The sequence below is a fragment of the Nocardioides sp. NPDC004968 genome, from assembly GCF_040608935.1.
Lineage (GTDB): Bacteria > Actinomycetota > Actinomycetes > Propionibacteriales > Nocardioidaceae > Nocardioides.
Window position 1 is genome coordinate 20,620 of record NZ_JBEXJF010000026.1, and the last position, 24,661, is coordinate 45,280.

The window sequence follows — 24,661 nt, forward strand, 5'->3', positions numbered from 1 at the left end:
CCGGAACCGAACTCAGGCGAGCTTCTCGAAGATCTCGTCGGCGTACTTCGCCGCGTCTTCCTTCGAGGCAGCGGTCGCCTGGACGGTCAAGTCGTTGGACGCGTGAGAGCAGGTCGCCTGGGTCTGACCGGTCGACTGGTCGGCGCTGGAGTAGCAGACGTTGTCGCGCACCTTGGAGACCTCGCCACCGCCGTAGTAGGCGCTTCCGTCACCGGCGAAGGCGCGGATCATCACGGACTTCTTCATGTCCTCGGTGATGTAGGTGCGCGAGGCCATCGAGAACCCGAGGGCGTCGGACACGTTGCGGTCCTCCGTCTTCGAGCTGGCGGCGTTCTGCTTGATGAACAGGTCCAGCTGCTCCTCGGACGCGCCCTGCTTCTTGATCACGTCGAGGTCGTAGGAGGACTTCTCGTCCGCCGGCTTGTAGCCGCCCGACAGAGTCTCCGGAAGCGTGATCTTCACGCCCGAGTGTGATTCGGAGTCGCCAACCCACCGTGGCAGGCCAACGCCCAGCACGACGAAGAGGGCCAAGGCGATGATGCCGAGGGTGATGCCGTTCTCTGCGATGAACGACTGCTCTTTGTTGGTACTCACGCCAGCGCACGCTACAACCCACATGGTCATATATGGCAACCCGGGGCGGATGCCATACATCACTTCGACTCGTCCTGGCCGACACCACGCCGATACCCTGGGGGTGTGAGTGAGTCTGAGCAGCCGTCCCTGGTAGCCACCACCGTGGCACTCGATGCCGGGTCGGAGACGCTCGACGACCTGCTCGCGCTGCTGCCCGCCCGCCGACGCGTTCTGTCCTGGGTCCGCCACGGCGAGGGCCTGGTCGGATGGGGCACCGCCGCCGAGATCCGTACGTCCGGACCGGAGCGGTTCGCGCACGCGGCCAAGTGGTTCGAGGAGCTGGCGGCGGTCTCCACGGTCTCCGATCCCGTGCGTGAGCCCGGCACCGGCCTGGTGAGCTTCGGCTCCTTCGCCTTCTCGGACCTGCCGGGATTCTCCGTGCTCAAGGTGCCCGCGGTCGTCGTCGGGAAGCGCGGCGACGTCGCCTGGGTGACCACCGTCGGTCCGGCCGCCACGCCCCCTCCTCCCCTGACTCCGATGCCGGAGCCGGAGGCGCCGCGCGACGTCGTCTTCGCCGATGCCTACGTCGATGGCGAGCACTGGATGCGGATCGTCGCCGACGCCGTCGCCCGGCTCCAGGACGGAGAACTCGACAAGGTCGTCCTGGCCCGCGACCTGCTGGCCGCGGCCAGCGCCCCGATCGACATCCGCGCGGTGCTGCGGCGGTTGGCCGCTGCGTACCCGACCTGCTGGACGTTCCACGTCGATGACCTCTTCGGCGCGACCCCTGAGCTGCTCGTACGCCGCGAGCGCGGCCTGGTCACCTCCCGCGTGCTCGCGGGCACGATCTGGCCCACCGGCGAGGAGAACCTCGACCACGCCCTCGCCGCGTCGCTGGCGGAGTCCTCGAAGAACCTCGAGGAGCACGAGTACGCCGCCAGGTCGGTCGCAGACGCGCTGGAGCCGCACTGCTCCTCGATGAACGTTCCCGACGCACCTTTCGTCCTGAAGCTCCCCAACGTGATGCACCTGGCCACCGACATCACCGGCGTGGCCAGCGACGGGGTCAGCTCGCTCGATCTGGCCGCCGCGCTGCACCCCTCGGCCGCAGTTGGCGGCACCCCGCGCGAGGACGCCGTCGCGCTCATCGCCGAGATCGAGTCGATGGAGCGCGCCCGCTACGCCGGCCCGGTCGGCTGGATGGACGCCACCGGCGATGGCGAGTGGGGCATCGCACTGCGTACGGCCGAGATGATCGACGACCGCACCGCCCGCCTCTTCGCCGGCTGCGGCATCGTGGCGAGCTCCGACCCGGAGACCGAGCTGGCCGAGACCCAGGCCAAGTTCGTCCCCATTCGGGACGCCCTGTCTTAATCTCCGTTCATGGAGAACTCGGACGGCCTCATCCGCACAGCCCTGCGCGAGGGAGAGGAGAACGCCGACCGGCTGGCGCGGACGCAGCTGCTCACGATTCCGTTCCTGATCGTCGCGATGATCTCGGTGCCGGCGTACCGGATCGTCCACGACGACGGTGAGGACGGCGACAGCTACGGCTTCTGGTCGGCGATCGCGTGGTTGGGCGACCGGCCCGACGACGCCCCGGGCGCCTACAAGCTGCTGATCGTCGCCGCGGTGCTGACGATCCTCTTCGCCGTGACGGCCGCGGCGATGGGCCTCTACTTCGCCTACTCCCGCAGCAACCATCCCGCCGTCGAGATCGGGATCGCGATCGTGTCGGGGACGCTGCCGAGCGCCATCGCCGTGATCGGCGTGGTCGCGCTGCCCGAGGACTCCGCGGTGCAGATGGGCTGGGGCGTACTCCTTCCGGTCTTCCTCGGCCTCTGGCTCGCCAACATGGTCCGCTCCGACGTCTAGAGGCCGCGCGATAGATTCGGCGGCATGAGGATCACGAAGTTCGGCCATGCCTGTGTCCGGATCGAGCACGACGGGGCGGTGGTGGTCGTCGATCCGGGCGTGTTCACCCAGCCCGAGGCGCTGGACGGCGCGACGGCGGTGCTGATCACCCACGAGCACCCCGACCACTACAGCCCGGCCCTCCTGGAGGGCAGCGACGCGCCGATCTACACCATCGGCGCGGTCGCGGCGCAGATCCAGAAGGGCGCACCCGCGGTGCACGAGCGGACCACGGTGGTGAAGCCGGGTGAGTCGTTCGACGCCGGGCTCCCGGTCACCGCGATCAACGAGAAGCACGCGGTCATCCACGCCGACATGCCCCACTTCGACAACTCGGGCTACCTGATCCAGGCCGGGGACACGAAGATCTTCCACCCGGGCGACGCGCTCGACGGCCCTGGCCAGGCCGTGGACGTACTCTTCCTGCCGGTCTCCGCGCCGTGGGCGCGCTCGGCCGAGCTGATCGACTTCGCCCGCTCCGTCGGCGCCTCCAAGACCGTCGCGATCCACGACCGGGTCTACTCCGAGTTCGGCTCCGGGGTGTTCGACACGCAGGCGGCCAACCTGATCCCGGCCGAGCGCGGCTACGTACGTCTCGCGGACGGGGCTGACCTCTGATGGCCATCGTCGTGGTTCTGTACGCCTACAACGACCTCCCCGACGTACGCGCCGAGCACCTCGGCGCCCACCGGGAGTTCCTGGCGAGCCAGCCGGGGCTGCGGCTCTCCGGCCCCACCTCCGACGGCTCCGGCCTGCTCGTCTTCGAGGGCGAGGTCGACGCGGTCGAGAAGGCCCTGGACGACGACCCGTTCCTCGCGGTCGGGCTGATCAAGGAGCGTCGCGTCTTCGAGTGGACCCCGGGCCTCGGCTCCTGGAAGACCCAGCTGGGTCTGTGAGGACCGGGGGTCCACCCCGGATCGGCGCCCGGAGGATCAGCCTCGGGCGAGCGCCTGCAGGCGGTCGTACGCGCCGTTGAACGTGTTCTGGTCCAAGGGTGACGAGGTGTACTGCCAGAAGGTGTAGTAGCCCCAGCCTGCGGGCAGGGTGCCCGGCGAGCTGGCGTAGCGCGCGATCCACAGCGGGTGGGCGCTCGCGAACTGCGAGGTGTTGCCGGTGCAGGTCGTCCACCAGTCGGTGGTCGTGTAGATGACCGCGTCGCGGCCGGTGCGGGCGCGGTAGCGGTCCAGGAACGCCGCGATCCACGAGCGCATCGAGGCCTGGGAGAGGCCGTAGCAGGTGCCGCCGCTGTAGGGGTTGTACTCGATGTCGAGCACCCCGGGAAGGGTCTTCCCGTCGGCCGACCAGCCGCCGCCGTTGTTGACGAAGTAGTCGGCCTGCGCCGCGCCGCCCGAGTCGGACGGGTTGGCGAAGTGGTAGGCGCCGCGGATGAAGCCCTGGTTGTAGGAGCCGTTGTACTGCTGCGGGAAGTAGGTGCTGTTCCGGTAGTAGGTGCCCTCGGTCGCCTTGATGTAGGCGAACCGCTTCCCCTGTCCCCACCAGTAGGCCCAGTCGACGTTGCCCTGGTGGCCGGAGACGTCGATGCCGCTCACGGTCGCCTGAGCGGTGATCGGGGTGTCGTTGGCGGTGCCGCCCGTGGCCTTCGAGCCGGGCGTCGACCAGCCGACGTACGCGCCGTGCTCCGACGTGACGCCATGGGACCTCGCCTTCTGAGTGAGACGGCGGTCGTCCTTCTCGGCGGCGCCGGCGGACTGGGTCGGGGAGAGGGAGATGGCGAGGAGGAGACCGGCGGCTATTGCGGTCACTCTCATGGATCTGCGGCGCGAAGGACTCATGGGGCTAGGCCTTTCCTGTCGAAGCGGAGCCCGAGACAAACAGGCCCGAGGAGGAGACTTGCACTGGGAAACATCGTGCCGCAACCGATGTCCCCCGGGGAATGTTTTCTGGTAAGCAAGTTACTCAACCAAATGGTTGACAATGGCGTAAGCGGGAGCCTAGCCTCGTTATCAACCGATTGGTTGAGGAGTACGAGATGAGCGAGGACAGACTCTCCCGAGTCTTTGCGGCCCTGGCAGACCCGACCCGGCGCGACCTGGTCGCCCGGCTCTCGTCGGCCGATGCGACGGTCGGCGAGCTGGCGGCGCCTTACGACGTCAGCCTTCAGGCGGTCTCCAAGCACCTCAAGGTGCTCGAGGACGCCGGCCTGGTGAGCCGGGAGTCGCGCCGCGCGCCCGTACGTCTCGAAGCGGAGGTGTTCGACCTCATGACCAAGTGGATCGAGAGATATCAGCAGCAGGCCGAGGAGCGCTACCAGCGCTTGGACGCACTCCTCGCCGAGATGCAGGAAAGCACGCCACCACAACAATCACGAGCAGAGGACGCATCATGACCACCACGAAGCACGAGACCACGATCGAGGCCTCCAAGGAGACCCCGACGATCACCATCGTCCGCGAGTTCGACGCTCCCCCGGAGCTCGTCTTCCGCGCCCACGCCGAGAAGGAGCTGTACGCCAAGTGGCTCGGCCCGCGCGACGTCGACATGTTCATCACCGAGTGGGACTTCCGCACCGGCGGCTCGTGGGCCTACTCCGCCGAGCGCGACGGTGACGAGTTCAGCCAGTTCTTCGGCAGCTTCCACGAGGTGCGCGAGAACGAGCGCATCGTGCAAACCTTCACCTGGCGCGGCGCACCCGACGGGGCCTCGCTGGAGTTCCTCACCCTCGAGCCGCTCCCCGGCGGCCGCACCCGCCTGACCGGCCTCAGCGTCGTGGAGTCCTTCGAGACCCAGGCCGCGATCATGGCCAGCGGCATGGAGAAGGGCGTCCTCCAGGGCTACGAGCAGCTCGACGAGCTCCTGGCGGAGCTCTCGTGAACACCGGTCTGAGCATGAGCGAACAGCACGCGTACGACGCGGCCCAGTTCGCCGAGATCGTCGGCTCCGCCGCCACCGAGGACTGGGCTCGCCCCAGCCCGGTGGCGGCCTGGACCGCCCTCGACGTCGTCACTCACCTGGTCGAATGGTCGCGAGGATTCCTGATGGGATCCTCCGGTGTGGACCTGGCGCCGCTCGACGTCGCCGCGGATCCGGTCGCCGCCTGGAAGACCCACACCGCCGACATCCAGGGGCTCTTCGACGACCCCGCCGGCCGGATGATCTCCAACCCGCACATGGGCGACAAGCCGCTCGACGTGACGCTCTCCGAGATCTACACGCCCGACATCTGGATGCACTCCTGGGACCTGTCCCGCGCCCTGGGGCGCGACTTCGACCTCGGTACCGAGCGTGCCGCGGCGATGCTCGCCGGCGCGGCCGCGATGGAGGACGCCATGCGCGCCTCCGGCCAGTTCGGCCCCAGGGTCGAGGTCCCCGCCGACGCCACCCCGCAGGAGCAGCTCCTCGGCTTCATCGGCCGAGACCCGTACTGGAAGCCGTGACCACCCCCTGTCGAGTCGGCTCGTCATGACGAGCCGACTCGAGCTCTGTTTCGGTCAGGATGCGCCGACCCGGCACGTCCGAGGCTCTGCTCCGGGTCGCCGAACGCTGATCAGGACATGATGATCGATCCGACACCGGAAGCGAAGTGGCACAGGTACTGCATCCGCACCGGCTCCGCGCCGGGTGGGAGCAGTGCTGAGGCGACGCGGAATCCGAGGTCCTGCGAATACTGCCCGCCGCTCTGCCCGCCCTCGCAGCGGACGCTGACATGGCAAGCCCGCTCCGCGGGGATCTCGAAGCTGACCTGGCCCCAGTAGACCCAATAGTCACGCCCGTCGATCGCCACGATCGGCGGCATCGTGGCGATGAACTTCTCCTTCGCCGTGGACGCCATCTCCAGTGTCATCACCCGCGTCGCTCCCGCGTAGGACTCCACGTACGGCACCACGGTCGGCCATTGCGGCTGCGCCTGTTCGCTCACGCGCTCACTGTGCCACGTCGCGCTCGGTCCAGAACTCAGGAACGGGCGAGCGCGCGGATGGCCAGGTCGAGCTCGCGGCGGCCGTCTCGGGAGACCACTGCCTCGACGACCTCGATGCCGCCGTTCGGGGAGGCGAGGGCGGCCTCGAGCTCGGGCACGGAGGTGACCGCGAGGTGTGGGATGCGGTGGGCGGCGCAGAGCGCTTCGAGGGAGGTGCCGTGCGGGGTGCCGAAGAGGCGCTCGAAGCTGTCGGCGTAGTCGTCGGCGCCCTGCTCGAGGGAGGCGAAGATCGAGCCGCCGTCGTCGTTGGCGACGACGATGGTGAGGTCCGGGCGGACCTCCTCGGGACCGAGCAGGAGGCCGCCGGCGTCGTGCAGGAAGGTCACGTCGCCCATCAGCGCGAGCGCGCGCGTCGAGGACTCGCGCCCTGCGGCGGCACCGATCGCGGTGGAGACGATGCCGTCGATGCCGGCCAGGCCGCGGTTGGCCAACACCTTCCGGCGCCCGCCGACGCGGTTGGGCCGCATCATCAGGTCCAGGTCGCGTACGGGATTGGAGGGGCCGAGCATCAGCAGCCCGCCGTCGGGCAGGGCGCGGGCGACACAGCCGGCGACGTCGTACGCCGTCATCTCCTGCTGCTCATGGAGCAGTCGATCCAGCTGGCGGCTGACCTCGCGATCCGCTGAACGCCACTCCTCCAACCACGCCGGATCGGGCTCGCCCTCAACGTGGAGCCGGGTGCGGATCGTGCGGTCGACCCGGAACGGGCGCGCAGGCCAGACCCCCGCGACCGGGGCCGCGATGACCTCGATGTCGGCGCGGGCGAGCAGGTTGGTGACCGGCCGGGAGAGGGTCGGGTGGCCGTAGACGACGACCCGTTCGATCCGGTCGGCGAGCGGTGACTCGAGCAGCAGCCGGTAGGAGCGCAGCGCGTTGTCGCCGGTGCGCGCACCCGAGGACGGCTCGGCGAACAGCGGCCAGCCGCCGTCCTGGGCAAGGATCCGAGAGGGCGGGCCGGCGTCGTCACCGGCGACGACGACCGTGCGCGGCGTGCCGGGGCCGGTCGGGATCGACTCGTGGATCATCAGCTCCGGACGTACCGGCGCCGGACGGGCCTCGATCTTTGTCGGCTGCCACCGGTCGGGCGGGGTCAGCGGGTCGTCGAGCTGGAGGTTCCAGTGGACGGGGCCGCGTGCGGAGTCGAGCGCCGCGATGAGGTTCTCGTCGGGCGCCTCGGCCAGGTCGAGGGTCTCCACCAGCCGGCCGAAGATGCCGACCTGGTCGGTGACCTGGTTGGCGCCGGTCTCGCGGAGCCGCGCCGGCCGGTCGGCCGTGACGACGGCCAGCGGCACTCCGGCGTGAGCGGCCTCGAGCACCGACGGGTGCAGGTTGGCGACCGCGGTGCCGGACGTGCACATCACCGCCGCGCGCGAGCCGACCTTGGTCAGGCCGAGTGCGAAGAAGCCGGCGGAGCGCTCGTCGATCCGGGTGTGCACGCGTACCAGCCCCGCTCGCGACGCGTCGAGGACGGCGAACGACAGCGGTGCGTTGCGCGATCCGGGCGCGATGACGATGTCGGTGACCCGCGCCTCGAGGAGCGCGGTGACGACCGCCCGGGCAAGCTCAGTTGCGGTGGCCATGTGTGCTCTCTTCATCGGAGGGTGTCCCGGTAGGCGAGGACATCGGCCAGGCGCCGGCGCCAGAATTCCGTACGCTCCGGGGAGGCGCTCAGCGCCGGCTCGGCAAGCAGGCGCGTCGGCGCCGGTGAAGTCGAGAGCACGGGGAGCAGCCCGCCGTCCGGGAGGAGCGGGCTGGCGGCGATGTCCTCGGTGAACATCGAGATCGTGCCGAGCCCACAGGCGTAGGGCAGCTCAGGCAGCGCCGCCGCGAGCGCGATCCCGGCGGCCATCCCGACCGAGGTCTCCAGCGCCGAGGAGACCACGCACGGCAGCCCGATGTCCTCGGCGATCCGCAGGCAGGCGCGCACGCCGCCCAGCGGCTGCACCTTCAGCACCGCCACGTCGGCAGCCTCGAGGTCGCGTACGCGATAGGGGTCTGCGGCCCGCCGGATCGACTCGTCTGCGGCGATCGGGACCTCCACCTTGCGGCGTACGTCGGCGAGCTCCTCGACCGTGAGGCAGGGCTGCTCGACGTACTCGAGCCCGCCTGCGGCCCGGTCCAGAACCCCGATCGCAGCGAGGGCTTCGTCGACGGTCCAGAGCCCGTTGACGTCGATCCGCACCTTGCCGGCGGGACCGAGGGCGTCTCGGACGGCTTCGACGCGGGCGATGTCGTCGGCCAGACTCTGGCCCGGATCGGCGACCTTGACCTTGGCGGTCGCGCACCCGGAGCGAGCGACGATCTCGTGGGCGCGCTCCGGACCGACCGCCGGCACGGTGGCGTTGACGGGCACCGTCTCGCGTACGGGGGTCGGCCAGTCCCCCGCGGCCGCCTCCTCGGCGCAGCGCAGCCACGGCTCGATCTCGGGGGTGTCGTAGTCGAGGAACGGCGACCACTCGCCCCACCCGCCGGCGCCCTCGAAGACGAGGCCCTCGCGCTCGGTGATCCCTCGGAAGCGAGTCGTCATCGGAAGGGCGAAGACGTGCGGCTCGTCGGTCATCGTGCCTCCGCGTCGTCGGTCGTGGCCAGCGCGAGCAAGGCCTGCCGGTCGGGCTTGCCATTGCCGAGGAGCGGGATCTCGTCGAGCGCGACGACCTGTCGTGGCGCCCAGGAGCGAGGGTGCTCCGCGGCGACCCAGTCGCGGGCGTCGGCAGCGTCGATGTCGCCGACGACGAAGGCGACCAGCCTCTGGCCCCACTCCGCGTCAGGGGTGCCGAGGGCCTCCGCGGCCTCGACGGCCGGGTGTTCGCGGAGCCGTCTGGCGACGAGCGCCGCCGGGACCTTCACACCGCCGGTGATCACCATGTCGTCGATCCGACCGAGGATCCGGAGCCGGCCGTCCTCGTCGAGGGTGCCGGCGTCGGAGGTGAGGAACCAGCCGTCCACCAGGGATTTCGCGGTCTGCTCGGGGTCGTCCTGATAGCCGTCGAAGAGCATCGGGCCGCTGATCCGGACCCGGCCGTCGGTGCCGATCGCGATCCCGACCCCCTCCAGCGGCATCGCGTCGTAGACACACCCGCCACAGGTCTCGGCCGAGCCATAGGTGGCGACGACGTCGACCCCGGCGTTCTCGGCGCGGGCACGCAGCGACGGGTCGATCGGGCCGCCGCCGAGCAGCAGCGTGTGGAACCCGGCCAGCGCGGCGAGGTCGTCACCGCCCGACTCGATGATCCGGTGCAGCTGGGTCGGCACCATCGAGACGAACCGAGGCCCGTCGTCCATCGCCGCCGCGGCCTCGGCGAAGGAGCCGTGGGCGGCGGCGATCACCGGCTCGTGGCCTGCCAGCAGCGAGCGGGCGATCACGTTGGTCCCGGCGACGTACGACTCCGGCAGCGTCAGCAGCCACTGCCCGCTCGCACCGACGCGTCGCGCCGATGCCGCTGCCGACGCCTTCACGGCCTCCCGCGAGAGCATCACCCGCTTGGGCTTGCCTGTGGACCCCGAGGTCTCCACGACCCAGTGCTCCGGCCCGCCTCCGGCGAGCCACTCGGCCATCGCGGCGACGGTGCTCTCAGCCCGTTCCACCGCGTCGTTCATGGAGCCAACGCTATCGCCTGGGATAGGTGGCTTCGCGGTGGGCTGGTGGGCTTCGTGCGGTGTAACACGCTGTTCGTAGGACTGTCCGGTCGTTCCAATAGGGCGAGTAGTCCTACGAACGACGTGTTACACGTGGCGCAGGCCCTACTGACCACGGATGTTGAAGTCCCCCACCAGGCCGTGGTGGTCGGAGTCCAGCTTGAACGAGGCATGGCGGGTGGGGGTGGCGGTGGAGCTCGAGCCGAGGAGCCAGTCGATCGTGCCGCCACCGTCGTGGGTGGCCCAGCCCTGCGGGGGCGCGCCGAGGGTCTCGAAGGAGGAGGTCATCCCGGCCTTGGTCATCAACGGCTTCGGGCCCCACGGATCCCCGTCGCCGCCGTTGCGCGGGTAGGGCGAGTTGAGGTCTCCGGCGACGAGGACCGGGCCGTACTTCTGCAGACCCTGCGCCAGTCCGGCGAGCTTCGCGAAGCCGCGCTGGGCCTCGTTCTTACGCGCCTGCGGGCTGTTGGCGGGCGAGGTCATCGTGTGGGTCGAGATCACCGAGATGCGCCCGGAGCCGTCGCTGCTGGCGAGGACCACCCAGGTGGCGTACCTGTTGTCGTTCTTGACGCCGGTGACCGGCTTGGTGAGCTGGACGGTGCCCTTGTCGACCGCCACCCAGCGGTCGGTACGCCACATGACGACCGGACTGAGGGCCTGGCTACGGGTGCCGTACTCGTCCGACGAGGCGCGGTAGGTGCCGTAGCCGCGTACCGAGAGGTCGGAGACCGACCGTGACTGGGCCTCGTTGAGGGAGACGAAGTCAGGTCCGTGCTTCATGACCTTGGCCAGGTCGGAGCGGTACCTCGAGCTGGACATGGAGACCTTGATGTTGGCCTGCGCCAGGCGCACCTGCGGGCCGGAGACGGCGGCCGGGGAGGCGCCGACCTGCCCCGCGCCGGGCAGCCCGCCGACCTGCTTGGTCGTCTCGAGGGTCTTGCCGATGTTCTTGTCCAGCCAGGCCGCCGGGTCCACCTGGTCTTGCAGGTAGCCGCCGCCGTGCGGGTGCACCTCGAAGTGGAGGTGGCAGCCGGTCGAATTGCCCTCGCTGCCGACCTGCCCGATGACCTGCCCGGCCTTCACCGTCTGTCCCGCGGCCACCGAGAGCGACTGCATGTGGCCGTACCACGTGGTCAGGTTCCCGGGCGCCGTCTGCACCTTCACCAGCCAGCGTCCTGCCCAGCCCCAGCTGCCGCCCGACTCCAGCACGATGGTGCCGCCGTGGGCCGCCTGCACGGGCGTGCCGCATGGCGAGGAGTAGTCGTTGCCGGTGTGCATGTTGGCCCAGTTGGAGCCGGAGTTGCCGTAGTTGTCGTTGTCGACCGCGAGGCCGGCCTGGATCGGGCGTACGACGCTGGTGCTGATCCCGGCCATGCCGATCGTGCAGGCCACGTCGGTCGCAGTGGCCGTCAGGTCGGCGGCCGAGACCCCGTCGGCGAGCGCGGCGACGAGGGCTCGCGCCTCGTCCTCGTGCTGGGCGTACGCCAGCGGGAATGCCGACCGCTGCACCGCCTGCGCCGCCGCGGTGACCTGCATCTTGCGCCAGCCCGGGATGTCCAGGAGACCGGTGTTGCCGGTGTGGGCAGCCACGCCGTAGAACGCCTGGGCCGACTTGACCGGGTTCGTGATGTCGGCGACCGAACCCCAGCCGGAGACCGGGCGCTGCTGGAAGAGACCCTGCGAGTCGCGGTCGCCGTAGTCGAGGTTGCGAAGGGTGCTCTCCTGCATCGCGGTCGCGAGCGCGATCACCCACCCGTAGGCGGGCACGCCGGACTGCTTGCCGACCGCCACGATGGTCCGGGCGTTCTGGATCTGCTCGGTGTCGAACCCGGCGATGCTGCCCTCGGGGATCTCACCGTCCGGCCCCAGGTTGCCTGCCTGGATCGCGTTGGTCCCGCCGACACAGCCCGACTCGGCCTGGTCCTGGTTGCTCTGCTCGGTGCTCGCCAGGCCACCGATGAGGATCACCAAGGCACCCGTGACCACCAGGACGAGCGTGGCCGCCCCGGCCACGATCCCCCAGATCAGACGCGCCTTGAAGATCCACATGTCAGCCTCCGGGGAGGATGTTCGCGACGTACCAGACGTTGTCGACCAGCGTCAGGTAGACGACGACCTTGGGACCATCCGTGGTGACCTCGACGCGTGCCTCCCCGTCGGTCTGCTCGAGCACCTTCGCCGGGCCGACCACCTTGGTCGCCGGCACGGTCGCCGGGTCTGTGGAGCCCAGGGCTTGGGCCAGTGACTCGTCGGGGCGGGCGGCGTTGATCCCGGCCCACCATTCGTCGGTGGTCAGGTCGGGGCGGGCCCAAGCGGTGACGAACTTGACCGCCAAGGGCGTCGGGTCCGGGACGGGTGCAGGCGACCCGCTCGCCGAGGCGCTCTGCTGCGCAGACGCGGAGCCTCGCTCGGGCTGCGCGGCCGGCTCGGCGTCGGGGGCGTCGCTCCACTGGGCGATGAGCCAGATGACGAAGACGATGCCGACAACCACCGAGAAGAACCGGAACGGCGACCTCATGGGCCACCTCAGCACCGGCGCGATGACCTCCCACAGCACACCACGCGTCGTTGTCGACCGCACTACCGGGCTCCTCCTTCAGACCAGCTCGGACCGTTGTCGACGGGCACCGAGCGGTTCCCGTTCGGTGAGTAGATGACGAAGACCGCGTTGCCGTCGGCGTCGTAGTCCACGTTGGCCTCCGCCACCGGAGACTGTCGCGGCGGCTCAGGCTCGCGGTCTGCGTATGCGGTGTAGTCGACCGGGTTCGGCGCCTCGGGGCGGTCGTTGTTGTAGACCTGTCCGGCGCCGAACCCTGGGCGGGCCTCGTCGCGGGAGGACGGTTCGTCGCGCTCGACGGAGCGCGAGTCGAACCATTGGCCGGCCACCCGCTCGCCTTCCTCGCCGCTCATCGAGGACCCCAGGGCGTACGTCGGTGTGCTGCTCGCGCTCGCTCCGGCACCCAGCGCTCCGGCAGCCGTCACCGGAGCCTGGTTGGGCACCTGCTCGGCGACCATCGTCGGTCGGCTGCCGGTCAGCTCGTGGCCGGGCATGTAGACGCCGCCGGGGCTCGAGACCGATCCGGTGCCCGCCGGGCCACCGCCCGGAACGGGCGGCCGGTCGGCGTTCGCGTCGCGGACCCCGGCCTCAGCGCCCGTCCGGGTGCCGACGTACGAGGAGAGCATCGACGTGAGCCGGCCCATGCCCGGCAGCGGGATCCCGTAGGCGGCGGGTCGGGTGAGCCGCCAGGCCAGCACGGTCAGCACCGCGATCAGCCCGAGCTTCAGCACGAACCACATCGTCGAGGTCAAGATCGCCGAGTCGAGCCGCAGCAGCAACAACGCGACCAGGAAGTAGATCGGGCCCATCACCAACGGACCCACCACCCGCTTCAGCATCGCCACCGCCGCGTCCCGGGTGTGGTCCAACATGAACAACACCCCCGCAGCCGGCGCGAACGGCACGATCAACCGGATCAACGCGAACGACAACAAGATCGCCAGCCCCGCCACCAGCAAGAACCCACACACCACCACGACCACCGCAAGGTTCACCAACGCCGTGGTCGCCCGCTGGGACCAGTGCTCACCCTTGAAGTACTCATACGCCACCGGATCGGACTTCTTGACCGCCTCGGCATGCTCCTTGAACGCGTCCTGCTTGGCCTCCAGGACCTTCTTGCCCTCGCCGTTGGGGTCCTTGCGGTAGGTGTCGTACTCCTGCCAGGAGAAGTGCGTGGACCGGAACACCCGCGGCCCGTACGTCTTCGCCGTGGCCGAGTCCGGGTCACCGAACGCGCCGGCCAGCCAGGTGCGGTACTGCGTCGACCGCACCACCTCATCCATCTGTCCATCCACGGCCTTGACCGCATCGGTCTCACCGAACTTGTCGTCATTGACCCCGGGCACCGTCCGGCCGTCGTTGAACCCGGTCGCGATCATCCCGGTCGCCGACCGAACGCCGTCATCGACCAGCTTGGTCGACTCCACCGGATACTGGATCAGCCACGAGGTCACCACCAACACACCCAGCGCCCAACCCGCCGCCGTGACCGCCCGCGCGAACCGGCCATCACGCGCCCGGATCATCACCGTCGCCGCCACCAGCAACAACACCACGCTCACCCACGGCGCCCACACCCCATCGGTGACCGCCTCCGAGGCCGCCACGATCGGGTCGTCCAACGCCTTGAGGAAGGAGTTCTCCCCGATCACCGCGTTCAACAACGCATGCGACCAGTTCGGCAGGATCCCCGAGATCTCCAACATGATGTTGCCGATCGAGGTCCCCGCCCCCGCGACGAACTGCCCCGTGCACCCGTTGTCATAGGTCCACCACTGCGGCGTGGTCCCATACGCCGACTCCAGCGAGACCTCGTCCTTGTTGCGGAACGGATCCAGCTCGTCGTTGATCTCCTCCGGGTCGTTCAGCTGCGTACCCGCCTTCGACGCCGCACCCAACGCCGTCATCCGCACGATGAAGGACCCATCCCCATACGGAGAAGCCGGCATCGGCGCATCCAGGTTGTTGCACGCATCGCTCACACCCGAGAGCCCACCCGTCGGATCGAACGGGATCGGGATGTCGATCCCCCTCGGCCCCGCTGCCGCCGCCGGTCCGGCGACGGACAGAAGCGCGACTACGAGTACGACCAGGGCAGCAGCCCTACGGCGCAGGGGTGTCCTGTGGTGAGCGGGGCGCGGCGGCATCAGCCGTTCCCATCCCCGGAAATCTCGGTCTTGGGAAGATCGGTCGGGTCGCCGCCGATGGCTCGGCTGACCCGGCGGGTGGGGTCGGCGGTCGTGTTGAGCGCCTCCTGCAGACCCGGGTGGTGGTTGAGGGTGACCTTGATGATCTCCATGCCGCCGTGACCGGTGTCGCCACCGAGGCCGTCGCGGTAGATGAACTCGCGGTAGCCGAGCTGCTCGTCGCCGCGCCTGGTGCGCGGCGAGAGCCGCGCCAGGATCGACTCGTAGCCGAGTCCCTCGGGCTTGCCGAGCAGCTTGAGCGCGTCGCGCTGGGCGCTCTCGTCCTGCGTACGTCCCACGAACGCCGCCCCGACGAAGTTGTTGATGTCGGAGCCCAGGATCGCGGAGGCGTTCTGGGTCGAGACCAGCGCGGCACAGTTGTTCTTACGGGAGTCGCTGGAGAGCTTGTGGACTAGGGCGCGACCCGTGCCGCCGGAGGCCTGGGTGATCTCGTGGGCCTCGTCGAGCGCGAACAGCTTTCGATCGTTGGGGTCGCTGCGGTAGATCAGGTGCAGCGCGGACCAGGCCGCGAGGGTCATGATCGGGCGCGCCATCTGCTCCTCGGCGCTCCACTCCTCGCGCGGTACGTGCTCGGGCGGAGTGGTGAGTCCCTTGAGGTTGTAGAAGGTGAACGGCGTGCCCTTCAGCTCCTCGTCGGACTGGAGGAAGTCGTTGCCGAAGAAGAGGCGGCCGAGCTCGCGCTCTCGGGCGGCGGCGAGCTCGCGGCCGATCTCGTGGTCACCGCCGTCGCCCTCGAAGAGCATCTTCACGATCGTCGAGGTGTCGGCGCCGCGGTCGGCCTGCGCCTCCATCACGCGGGCGCGGATGCGCTTGAGCACCTCCTCGTTGTTGGCCAGTCCGACCGGGAGGCAGGCACGGAGCACCGAGACGGTCAGGTCGCGGCGCTGCTGCACGGCGGCCGACCGCTCCCGGTGGAGCCGCTCGGCGAACTCGTGGTCCGACATCGCCTCGGCCCGGATCAGCTCCGGGTTGGGGTCGGGGACGACTGCGTACGGCGACAGGCTTCCCGGGCGGCCGCCCAGGACGTCCACGCTGCGGGCGCGGGCGGGCGCCTGCTGGCCATTGAAGACGCCGCCGCCGATCTCGGGCAGCGTCATCAGCCGCTGCAGTCGTCCGGCCGGGTCCATGGCGACGCCGTGGATGCCGGACAGGATCGACATGTAGATGACGACGCCCATCAGGGTCGACTTTCCGGAACCGGGCGTGCCGACGAGCGGGATCAGGCCGGCCTGCTCCATGACCTCGGTGAGGTACCACGGGTCCATCAGCACGGCTCGGGACGCCATCGCCGAGGTCTCGCCGAGGTAGAAGCCGCGCTTGTCGCCGACCTCGGCGGTGACCGCCGGGAGTCCGGCGGCAACCTTGAGCACCGGGAACTTCCGGGCATGCGCGGTCGACGCGAGCGGCTCGCCCGGGACGAACTCGCGAGCCAGGTGATACTGCCCCAGCTGGCGGGTGATCTTGATCTGCGGCCGGTAGAGGTCGACGACCTTCTGCGCCTTGTCGAGCGCCTCCGCCTCGCTGCGGCCGGTGACGGCGATCCGGTACCAGCCCCTGGTCCGGGTGGAGAGGCCGGTGAACTCCGAGCGCATCTCGTCCTCGACGTCGGCGGCTCGGCCGGCCTGACGGGAGAGCTGCTTGGGAGGCCGCTTGCCGTGGTCGTCGGACCAGTGGCTGACCTGGCCGTCGATTCGGCGGGTCAGGGACGCCATCTCGCGGGAGACGTCCTCCGGCGAGCGGGGCTCGACCCGGAACGACCACTCCACCGGGAAGCCGAGCGCGTCGGTCTTCGCCATCCACGGCGCATGGGTCTCCGGGACCTCGATGTCGCCGATCCGGGAGACCGTCAGCACGCACACGTGGCTGGTCTCCTGGCGGCCGCCGATGCTGCTGGTGACCTGCACGGTCGGGGCCAGTGGCTCGGCCGACCATGCGACCGACTCGAACCACTCGGCCATGTCGTCGGTGTCGAGGAAGTTCTGCTGGGCCTCGCCCGGCTCGGGCACCGGGATCTTGGCACCCAGGGAGAGCGAACGGGCGATCATCCACTCCATGTCGTGACCGACCGCAGGCCGCGCGGAGAAGCCCGGACGCGACATCACCCGGTTGACCGTGTCGAGGCGCTCGCTGATCGCGGCCATCTCACGCTCGGCGGCGCCGGCCGAGAACTTCGCCAGCGTCCTCACCGTCGCGTCACGCCGGCCGAGGTCGACGCCGTAGTAGACGAGCTTGTCGGCCTGGCTGTGGGCGGCCATGTGGGCCTGGTTGCGCGCCATCATCTCCTCGAACCCCGGCTGAGGGTCGGGAGCGTTGGCGAACGCGGCATGCGCCCAGTGACGTACGGGATAGGGGCGGGTGGTGACCCGGCCGTGGACCGTGTTGCCGACCAGGTCGGCCAGCTGGCTCGCCTGGTCGGTGATCAGGGCCTCGAGGTCGGAGTGGGCGCGGAACGACCAGGTCTGGGGCTCGGCGAGGTACCAGGCGATGATGCGGTCACTGGTGAAGGTCAGGTGACCGCGCACCTCCTCCAGCGCCCACTGGTCGCCTCTGGGCTCACGGGCGCCCTTCGAGTCGTCGCCGCCCCGGCCGAAGACGCTCTTGCGTCCCGGCTTGGGCTTCTCGAAGCCAGGCCCGTAGGCCCGCTCCGTTCGCGGCCGCCTCATGCGGTTCCTCCGTCGTTGGGTGCGTGGTCGCCGTCGAGGCGCTTGCGGTAGTCGTCCACACTCTGCGGGCGCCCGTCAGGCACCGCCCGCTCGTCCTGATTGTCCCTGGGACGCGTACGTCCCGAGGGCGCATCCTCGAAGTCGTCCCATCCCTCGGCGTCGTCCCATTCGTCGACGTCGTCGTCGAACTTTGGCTCCGGTGCGATCACCACTGCCGGCCTCACCGCATGCGAGAGCGGCAGCCGGGCGGCCTTGGGCGCGGGCTGCGGCGCAGGCTTCGGTTCGGCCTTCGGTTCGGTCTTCGGGGCAGGCTGCTGGGCCGCTGGGGCCGTCGCAGGCGGTGGCGGAGGAGGTGGCGGGGGTGGCGCAGTGGGCGGTGCCGGCTGGGCTGGGGGCGGAGGCGGCGGGGCAGCGGATGCGGCGGTCTCGGCAGCCGGAGCCGGGGGCGCAGGCGGATTGGGCTGCTCCGGCTCCTGCCGGGCCTGCCACGGCGCGCCGCCCTTCCACGGAACGTCACGGGGCTCACGCGGCGATGAGGACGGCCGACTCGACCAGCCACCCTTCGCCGGACGTACGCCGGTGGCGGGCTGCTGCCTCGCAGGCTGGGCCTCGGGCTGAACCGAGAGGTGGGCCGGGAGCGGCTCCTCGACGACCTTCGCCTCGATCACGGGCCGCACGGGCGCGGCCTTGCCTCGCACCGGCTGGCTCGGGGCGCTCGGCGTCGAGGTGACGACCGTCGCCTGCAGCACCCTCGGCGAGGGGGTGGCACCCGGCTGCTGAGCGAACCGCCGGCCAGGTCGTCGCATGGCCTTCGCCCAGCCGCCGCGCGGGCTCGTGGCGTGCCGGAAGGCGACAGCCGCGCCGCCTGCGTACTGGACGCTGGTCTCCACGCGCGGCGTGGTCAGTTCGTGCCAGAAGGTCATCAGCCAGGCACCGGCCGAGCTCTCCGAGCTGATGTAGTCGGAGGCCTTCATCGAAAGGTAGGAGGCGCCGATGAGCCACAGGCCCATGCTGAGCAGCGTCACCGGCATGCCGAGCTTGCGCAGCAGCACAAGCGTCAATGGTGCGATCACCAGAAAGAGGAAGATGGTGCGATAACGCATCTCCCCGATGTAGCGACGAGGGGGGCCGAGATAGGTCTGGTCGACCTCGTACAGCTCGTCGTCGTCAGGCAGCCTCATCCCCGAGATCCCTCCCTGGGTTAGCTAACGGGACCGGGTTCACCCCTTGAAGAGACCAGCCATCCACTGACCGAGGTCCGTGGCGTTGTTGCCCACGGCCAGGCCGAGGACGCCGAGACCGATGATCAGACCACCGACGATCGTGACGGCCTTCGAGATGTTGCCGCTGCGGGCAGCCCACAGGACCGTGACGCCCAAGATCAGGACGACCAGCGTGATGATGTTGTCGGTGATCCACTCGGCCAGGCCGCCGGTGCCATACTCGGCGGCTTGCGTCGTACTTTGAATCAACTGATGCGGTGCCATTGTTCTGCTCCCTTTCCCGAGGTGAGGTGTGGTTGCCGGATCCGTCCGGAAGTATTCGGTTGTCCCGCCCGGCGCAGCCCCATGCGGCACCGGTGGGTGGAGGCGCCTTGCCCCTCCCGCGGGCTGACGCAAACTCCCGGGCATCGGCATTTCTGGACAAACGCCACCGCCATGTGAGACGAGCGTAGTCGCCAGACCGCCGTAGCGCACCTCGTTCCACCTGACGACACGGGCACACCGCGCGCGTACCAGCGCTCGGCGGACCGCGTCACCGGGGCGTCATGCCGCACACCGGACCGCTGGATGCGACACTGTCCCGCTCAGCGGTCTCCTTCGCCGTATTCTTGCGAGTGGAGGCTAACTTCGGGGAATCTATATCCCGGAGCAACCTCGCGAGTTTCGCGCGCTTGCGTCCGGATTCGCGAATTCACTCCACATTCAATCGGATTTCTCGGGAGGACGAGCTCACATGGACAAGAAGAAGATCTTCATCGTCATCGGCGCCCTGTTCGTCGGGTTCTGGCTGTTCACCGATCCGCAGGGACTGACCAACACGGTCTCGGCTATCGCCGGCGGCATCTGGGGCGTCACCACCGACGTCTTCGGTGGCGTCATCGGCACGATCGAGGGCTCCACCCGCTGACCTCGGCCGCAACCTACGCCGACGCACGGGCGTCGGCGCGATGGACTCCTTTTTTCTCGCTGCCCGGTTTGGGGACCGATCAGCACAGATAACTGTTTGACGTCGGACACCGCGATGACAAGACTGCGCCTGTCTCGATGTCAAGATAGTTTGGAGTCGTCTTGTCCCCTCACTTCATTCGGTTGAGGGACAAGGTCCTCTCAGACGACCCGCTCATCCGGGCGATGTCGTACCAGTCGGTGTTGTCGGCCTTCGCCGAAGGCACCTTTCTCACCGGCTCGGCGGTCTTCTTCACTCAGATCGTCGGCCTCTCCGCCGCACAGGTCGGCCTCGGTCTCACGATCGCGGGCGCTGCAACCTTCTTGTTCGCCGTCCCCCTGGGCCGACTCGCGGACCGTCTCGGCACCCGATTCAGCTGGATCGCCGGTGCCGTTCTCCAGGCGCTGCTGTTCGGTGCCTGGGTCCTGGTCGGCAACTTCGCCGCGTACGTCGCCGTCGAGGTGCTCCTCGCACTCGCCTCCTCCTGGCAGAAGTCGGGTCGCGACGCCTACCGGATCTCGGTCTTCCCCGCGGCGACCCGAGTGCGCTCGTTCGCCTACATGCGTGCCGCCCGCAACGTCGGCTACACGCTCGGCGCCCTGGCCAGTGGTCTCGCCCTGGCCGCCGACTCCAACACCCTGATCAAGGCCGTCCCGGTGCTGACCGCCGTGGTGCTGCTGGTCAACGCCTACTGGATCTCGCGCCTCCCCCGCCTCGCCACCGCTGCCTCGCCCGGCGACATGAAGCCAGACGTACGCGATCGCCTCGGCGCCCTGCGCAACCGCGCGTTCCTCGCGACGACCTTCTTCGACGGCGTGCTCGGCACCCATCAGGTCCTGCTCAACGTCGTCATCCCGCTGTGGCTGGTCCAGGAGACCGACGCCCCGCGGGTGCTGCTGGCGTGGCTGTTCGGCACCAACACCGTCATGGCCGTCGGGCTGCAGGTCATCGCCGCCCGCGGGGTCACCGACGTGACGACCTCCCTCAAGGCCCAGCGCCGCGGCGCGCTCTGCTTCCTGGCCTCCTGCGCGATCATCGCGATCACCCACGACACCGTCGGCCTGATCACGATCGCCCTCGTCTGGATCGGCCATGTGACCGTCACCGGCGCCGAGCTCTTCCAGTCCGCCGGCGAGTGGGGCCTGGTCGCCGACCTCTCCGATCCGGAGCACCGTGGCGACTACCAGGGTGCCGCCCAGGTCGGCTACACGCTCGGCACCGTCTGGGCCCCCGCGGCGTACACCTTCCTCGCCATGGAGCTCGGCCACCTCGGCTGGGCCATCATCGCCGGGATCATCGTCATCGCCGCGATCGGCGTCCACCCCTCCGCCCGCGCCGCCGAGCGCTACCTCGCCCGCCGTACCCAACCCGTCCCCACGCCGGCGTAGCCGCTCCGGAGGTAGCTGCTGCGGCGGCCGCTTCGGTGTGTAACACGTCGTTCGTAGGACTACTCGCCCTATTAGAACGACCGGATAGTCCTACGAACAGCGTGTTACACGCGACCGTGCCGCCACCTCGGGCCACTCGCTCTCCACAGGCTCACCTCGTGTGCGGGTTATCCACAGCGCGCCGCTGAGCGCCGGCGAGTGTCGGCGCCGGGCCACAGGCTGGGGGCTATGAACCCGCGTACCCAAGCGATCATGGCGGCCAACCATGGCCTCATCACTCGCCGCCAGGCTCTCTCATCCGGCCTGGATCTCGACACGCTCTATCGCCTCGTCGAGAGCGGCACGTGGACGGCCGTTCGCCGCGGCGTATACGCCGAACGCACCTATGTCGAGAGCATCACCTTGCCCACGGACAGGCGGCGCCTTCTCGATCGGGCAGCCTGCGCGGCCATCACGGTTCCGTTCGTACGAAGTCATGAAACGGCGGCCCTCGAGCTCGAGATGGGCATCCTCCTGCCCGTGAAGGCCCAGACCCATGTCACTCGCCAGCCCGTGGTCGGCACCCATAACAAGTGGGGTGTGAAGCACCACCTTGCGCCCTACTCCGAGGATCAGGTCGTGCAGGCGAACGGGTTCAACGTGCTCGGTCTCGCCCGGACGGCGATCGACATCGCTCGCGAGCACGGGCGGCCGTACGGGGTCGTCGCCGTCGACTCCGCCCGGCGGATGGGCGTATCCGTCGATGACCTCTGGAAGGTCCTGGAACACATGAAGCATTGGCCCAACCGCCGCTTGGCCAGGGAGGCCATCGATCTCTCGGACGCGGGGGCCGAGTCGGTTGGTGAGTCACTCACCCGGGACGTACTCGAAGAGCTCGGGCTGGCAGGCATCGAGACCCAGTTCGAGATCACCGACGGAGTGCGTACTGCTCGATTCGATCTCCGGGTGGGCCGCCACATCTTCGAGTTCGACGGCCGGAGCAAGTACGTGCCCACCGCAGACGGAGGCCTGGCGCTCCGGTCGGTCGACGACATCCTCGCCGAGGAGAAGACCCGGCAAGACTGGGCCCACGGCTTTCATCTCGGCATGTCACGAGTCGAATGGGCCGATCTCTTCGGCCGGCAGCGCGACTACCTCAAGGACCGTTTGGACCGGGAGTACGTAGCCACCTGCCGAGCCTTCGGCACCGACATCTCAGACCTGGAACGGTTCCGCGTACGTCGTTCGAGAGCCGCCTGAGGGCGCTATGACTCAGACGAACAGCAGAGGTACGCCGACGAGCAGGCCCCACACCAGCGTGGCCAGCCCGGTCTGCTGGAGGACGGGGATCAGGCGCGGGCCGAGGTTGGCGCGGTCGAGAACGGTGCGTACGCCCTGGGCGGCGACGGCGAGGAACCCGAGGCCGAGCAGCGCCCACCAGGACGTCGTCAGGGCCACGAGCACGACGGAGACGGCGGCGACGGCCACGAGGGCGACGTAGAGCCAGCGGGTGCGCGCGTCGCCGAGGCGTACGGCGAGGGTGATCTTCCCCGACTCGGTGTCGCCGGGGATGTCGCGGAGGTTGTTGGCGACGAGGAGAGCGGAGGTGATCGCGCCGATCCCGACACCGGCCCACAACGCGCCCCACTCCCACGACTGCGTCTGGACGAAGGTCGTGCCGATCACCGCGACGAGTCCGAAGAAGACGAAGACCATGACCTCGCCGAGGCCGGCGTAGCCGTAGGGGCGCGAGCCGCCGGTGTAGTACCAGGCCGCGATCATGCAGACCAGGCCCACGAGGATCAGCCACCAAGCGGAGGTCAGCGCGAGCACCAGGCCGGCGACCGCGGCGATCCCAAAGGCGATGAACGCGGCGCGCTTGACCGCGGACGGCGACGCGAGGCCGGAGCCGGTCAGCCGCAGCGGGCCCACCCGGTCGTCGTCGGTCCCCCGGATCCCGTCGGAGTAGTCGTTGGCGTAGTTGACCGCGACCTGCAGCGCCAGCGCCACCACGAGGGCGAGCAGCGCCTTCCACCAGACCAACCCACCGGCGTACGCAGCCACCCCGGTGCCGGCGATGACCGGCGCGAGCGCCGCGGGGAGGGTGCGAGGACGGGCTCCCTGGAGCCACTGAGCGGAGTTTGCCACCCCGCTATTCAACACCGACGGCTCGATGCAGGTGCCGCGGGGATGTAACACGTCGTTCGTAGGACTACTCGCCCTATTAGAACGACCGGATAGTCCTACGAACAGCGTGTTACACGACCCCACACCACCCCGGAAACCCCAGCGACCCCTGCCCGGGGGGAGGCAGGGGTCGAGGGGTGGGGGTGTGGGGGATGGATCAGGTCTTCGGAGGATCGTTGGAGTCGACGCTCAGCTCGGCCTCCATGGCCTCGATCTCCTCGGCCAGCTTGTCGGGCGGCGGAGCGCTGGGCTCGGCTGCCTCGGCACCGGCACCACCGGACCCGGCGGTGCGGCGCTTGTTCCACACGTCGAAGGCGACGGCGAGCAGGAGCACGAGGCCCTTGATGGCCTGCTGCCAGTCGATGGAGACACCGAGCAGCGACATGCCGTTGTTGAGGACACCCATGACGAGACCACCGATGATCGCGCCGACGACGGTGCCGACACCACCGGTGACGGCCGCGCCACCGATGAAGGCGGCGGCGATCGCGTCGAGCTCGAAGTTGACGCCGGCCTTGGGGTTGGCCGCGGTCAGGCGGGCGGTCGTGACCAGGCCCGCGAGGCCGGACAGGAGCCCCATGTTCACCATGACCAGGAAGTCGACACGCTTGGTGTTGACGCCGGACATCGTGGCGGCGTCGACGTTGCCGCCGATCGCGTAGACGTGCCGGCCGAAGACGGTCTTGTTCATGATGAACGTGTAGACCACGATCAGCCCGGCCAGGATCAGCCCGACGATCGGCAGCCCGCGCGCGTCGGCGAGCAGGTAGGCGAAGTACATGATCACGATCGTCAGCAGCGCCAGCTTCACCACGAAGAGCGGGAAGGGCAGGACGTCGAAGTTGTAGGCCGTCTGGGCGTTGCGGCGACGCACCTCGAGGAAGATCAGCACACCGACGGCGGCCACCGCGATGAGAAGCGTCAGGTTGTGGAACCCGGTGTCCGGCCCGATCTCGGGCAGGAAGCCGTTTCCGATGGCCTTGAACTCCTCGGGCAGACCACCGACGGTCGCGCCCTTGAGCACGACCAGCGTCAGACCGCGGAAGAGCAGCATCGAGGCCAGCGTGACGATGAACGCCGGGATCCCGACGTACGCCACCCAGAAGCCGTGCCAGGCGCCGATCGCGGTGCCGATCAGCAGGCCGAGGAAGACGGCGACCCACCACGGGAAGTCGTACTGGGTCATCATGATCGCCGACGCGGCTCCCACGAAGGCGGCCACGGAGCCGACCGAGAGGTCGATGTGACGCGCCACGATCACGATCACCATGCCGATGGCCAGGATCAGGATCTGGGCGTTCTGGACCACCAGGTTGGAGACGTTGAGCGGCTTGAGCAGCACGCCCTCGGTCGAGATCTGGAAGAGGATGACGATCGCCGCCAGAGCGATGATCATCCCGTACTGGCGGACGTTCCCGCGCAGCGTGTTGAGCAGGGCATTCATC

General features: G+C 69.3%; 24 protein-coding genes. 10 read left to right on the forward strand and 14 right to left on the reverse strand.

The annotated features are described in order from the left end of the window. Positions 1-12: 12 nt before the first annotated feature. Positions 13-594 carry a hypothetical protein gene (locus ABZU72_RS20585; RefSeq protein WP_355020674.1) on the reverse strand — a complete coding sequence of 194 codons (582 nt, stop codon included), beginning with the start codon at positions 592-594 and terminating at the stop codon, positions 13-15. 105 nt (positions 595-699) lie between these two features. Between ABZU72_RS20585 and ABZU72_RS20590 the strand changes: the two genes are divergently transcribed. From ABZU72_RS20590 to ABZU72_RS20605, 4 genes are read left to right on the forward strand one after another with little or no spacing between them, the layout of a single operon-like run. Next, positions 700-1,950, forward strand: coding sequence for an isochorismate synthase (locus ABZU72_RS20590; RefSeq protein WP_355020675.1), 1,251 nt, complete (start codon positions 700-702; stop codon positions 1,948-1,950). 9 nt (positions 1,951-1,959) lie between these two features. After that, positions 1,960-2,451, forward strand: a complete 492-nt coding sequence (locus tag ABZU72_RS20595; RefSeq protein WP_355020676.1) for a hypothetical protein — start codon at positions 1,960-1,962, stop codon at positions 2,449-2,451. 24 nt (positions 2,452-2,475) lie between these two features. Then, positions 2,476-3,108: an MBL fold metallo-hydrolase gene (locus ABZU72_RS20600; RefSeq protein WP_355020677.1), complete on the forward strand. Its 633-nt coding sequence runs from the start codon at positions 2,476-2,478 to the stop codon at positions 3,106-3,108. Continuing rightward, a complete protein-coding gene (locus ABZU72_RS20605) occupies positions 3,108-3,386 on the forward strand; it encodes a YciI family protein (protein WP_355020678.1) in 279 nt (92 codons plus the stop codon). The genes ABZU72_RS20600 and ABZU72_RS20605 overlap by 1 nt, the downstream gene beginning before the upstream one ends. A gap of 36 nt (positions 3,387-3,422) precedes the next feature. On the opposite strand, the gene ABZU72_RS20610 is transcribed toward ABZU72_RS20605, so the two are convergent. Beyond that, positions 3,423-4,253, reverse strand: coding sequence for a GH25 family lysozyme (locus ABZU72_RS20610; protein ID WP_355020679.1), 831 nt, complete (start codon positions 4,251-4,253; stop codon positions 3,423-3,425). 227 nt (positions 4,254-4,480) lie between these two features. Here ABZU72_RS20610 and ABZU72_RS20615 point away from each other — a divergent pair, with 227 nt between their 5' ends. Genes ABZU72_RS20615 through ABZU72_RS20625 form a run of 3 tightly spaced genes read left to right on the forward strand, consistent with a single transcriptional unit; the run spans position 4,481 to position 5,885 of the window. Then, complete coding sequence (locus ABZU72_RS20615; protein ID WP_355020680.1) at positions 4,481-4,837, forward strand: metalloregulator ArsR/SmtB family transcription factor; 357 nt, start codon at positions 4,481-4,483, stop codon at positions 4,835-4,837. Then, positions 4,834-5,322, forward strand: coding sequence for an SRPBCC family protein (locus tag ABZU72_RS20620; RefSeq protein ID WP_355020681.1), 489 nt, complete (start codon positions 4,834-4,836; stop codon positions 5,320-5,322). Before ABZU72_RS20615 ends, ABZU72_RS20620 begins: the two co-directional genes overlap by 4 nt. 14 nt (positions 5,323-5,336) lie before the next feature. Then, positions 5,337-5,885 (forward strand): TIGR03086 family metal-binding protein, encoded by a 549-nt coding sequence (locus tag ABZU72_RS20625; protein ID WP_355020682.1) that lies wholly within the window; start codon positions 5,337-5,339, stop codon positions 5,883-5,885. A 110-nt stretch (positions 5,886-5,995) separates the two neighbouring features. Here ABZU72_RS20625 and ABZU72_RS20630 read toward each other — a convergent pair whose 3' ends face one another. The 10 genes from ABZU72_RS20630 to ABZU72_RS20675 all read right to left on the reverse strand — a co-directional run bounded on the left by ABZU72_RS20630 (position 5,996) and on the right by ABZU72_RS20675 (position 18,980). Further along, positions 5,996-6,367: a hypothetical protein gene (locus ABZU72_RS20630; protein WP_355020683.1), complete on the reverse strand. Its 372-nt coding sequence runs from the start codon at positions 6,365-6,367 to the stop codon at positions 5,996-5,998. A 35-nt stretch (positions 6,368-6,402) separates the two neighbouring features. Further along, positions 6,403-8,007, reverse strand: a complete 1,605-nt coding sequence (menD, locus tag ABZU72_RS20635) for a 2-succinyl-5-enolpyruvyl-6-hydroxy-3-cyclohexene-1-carboxylic-acid synthase (RefSeq protein WP_355020684.1) — start codon at positions 8,005-8,007, stop codon at positions 6,403-6,405. Positions 8,008-8,018: 11 nt separating this feature from the next. Further along, positions 8,019-8,987, reverse strand: coding sequence for an o-succinylbenzoate synthase (locus tag ABZU72_RS20640; RefSeq protein ID WP_355020685.1), 969 nt, complete (start codon positions 8,985-8,987; stop codon positions 8,019-8,021). Next, the gene (locus tag ABZU72_RS20645; RefSeq protein ID WP_355020686.1) at positions 8,984-10,024 is read right to left on the reverse strand and encodes an AMP-binding protein; all 1,041 of its coding nucleotides are present in this window, start codon (positions 10,022-10,024) and stop codon (positions 8,984-8,986) included. The genes ABZU72_RS20640 and ABZU72_RS20645 overlap by 4 nt, the downstream gene beginning before the upstream one ends. A gap of 144 nt (positions 10,025-10,168) precedes the next feature. Continuing rightward, on the reverse strand, positions 10,169-12,112 hold the full coding sequence (locus tag ABZU72_RS20650; RefSeq protein WP_355020687.1) for a peptidoglycan DD-metalloendopeptidase family protein: 1,944 nt from the start codon (positions 12,110-12,112) through the stop codon (positions 10,169-10,171). A gap of 1 nt (position 12,113) precedes the next feature. After that, a complete protein-coding gene (locus tag ABZU72_RS20655; protein WP_355020688.1) occupies positions 12,114-12,581 on the reverse strand; it encodes a hypothetical protein in 468 nt (155 codons plus the stop codon). Positions 12,582-12,643: 62 nt separating this feature from the next. Continuing rightward, positions 12,644-14,572 carry a hypothetical protein gene (locus ABZU72_RS20660; RefSeq protein WP_355020689.1) on the reverse strand — a complete coding sequence of 643 codons (1,929 nt, stop codon included), beginning with the start codon at positions 14,570-14,572 and terminating at the stop codon, positions 12,644-12,646. Positions 14,573-14,769: 197 nt separating this feature from the next. Beyond that, a complete protein-coding gene (locus ABZU72_RS20665) occupies positions 14,770-17,493 on the reverse strand; it encodes an ATP-binding protein (protein WP_355020690.1) in 2,724 nt (907 codons plus the stop codon). After that, entirely contained in the window at positions 17,490-18,674 is a 1,185-nt protein-coding gene (locus tag ABZU72_RS20670; protein WP_355020691.1) for a hypothetical protein, read from the reverse strand. The genes ABZU72_RS20665 and ABZU72_RS20670 overlap by 4 nt, the downstream gene beginning before the upstream one ends. Positions 18,675-18,713: 39 nt before the next feature. Continuing rightward, entirely contained in the window at positions 18,714-18,980 is a 267-nt protein-coding gene (locus tag ABZU72_RS20675; protein WP_091043078.1) for a hypothetical protein, read from the reverse strand. Positions 18,981-19,449: 469 nt separating this feature from the next. Between ABZU72_RS20675 and ABZU72_RS20680 the strand changes: the two genes are divergently transcribed. From ABZU72_RS20680 to ABZU72_RS20690, 3 genes are all read left to right on the forward strand, one after another. Beyond that, entirely contained in the window at positions 19,450-19,623 is a 174-nt protein-coding gene (locus ABZU72_RS20680; RefSeq protein ID WP_160158737.1) for a hypothetical protein, read from the forward strand. 182 nt (positions 19,624-19,805) lie between these two features. After that, positions 19,806-21,050: an MFS transporter gene (locus tag ABZU72_RS20685; RefSeq protein WP_355020692.1), complete on the forward strand. Its 1,245-nt coding sequence runs from the start codon at positions 19,806-19,808 to the stop codon at positions 21,048-21,050. A 228-nt stretch (positions 21,051-21,278) separates the two neighbouring features. After that, positions 21,279-22,289: a type IV toxin-antitoxin system AbiEi family antitoxin domain-containing protein gene (locus ABZU72_RS20690; protein WP_355020693.1), complete on the forward strand. Its 1,011-nt coding sequence runs from the start codon at positions 21,279-21,281 to the stop codon at positions 22,287-22,289. Positions 22,290-22,301: 12 nt separating this feature from the next. On the opposite strand, the gene ABZU72_RS20695 is transcribed toward ABZU72_RS20690, so the two are convergent. Next, positions 22,302-23,177, reverse strand: coding sequence for a 1,4-dihydroxy-2-naphthoate polyprenyltransferase (locus ABZU72_RS20695; RefSeq protein ID WP_355020694.1), 876 nt, complete (start codon positions 23,175-23,177; stop codon positions 22,302-22,304). A 196-nt stretch (positions 23,178-23,373) separates the two neighbouring features. Further along, positions 23,374-24,660: a multiple monosaccharide ABC transporter permease gene (gene mmsB / locus ABZU72_RS20700; RefSeq protein WP_355020695.1), complete on the reverse strand. Its 1,287-nt coding sequence runs from the start codon at positions 24,658-24,660 to the stop codon at positions 23,374-23,376. Position 24,661 lies beyond the last annotated feature (1 nt).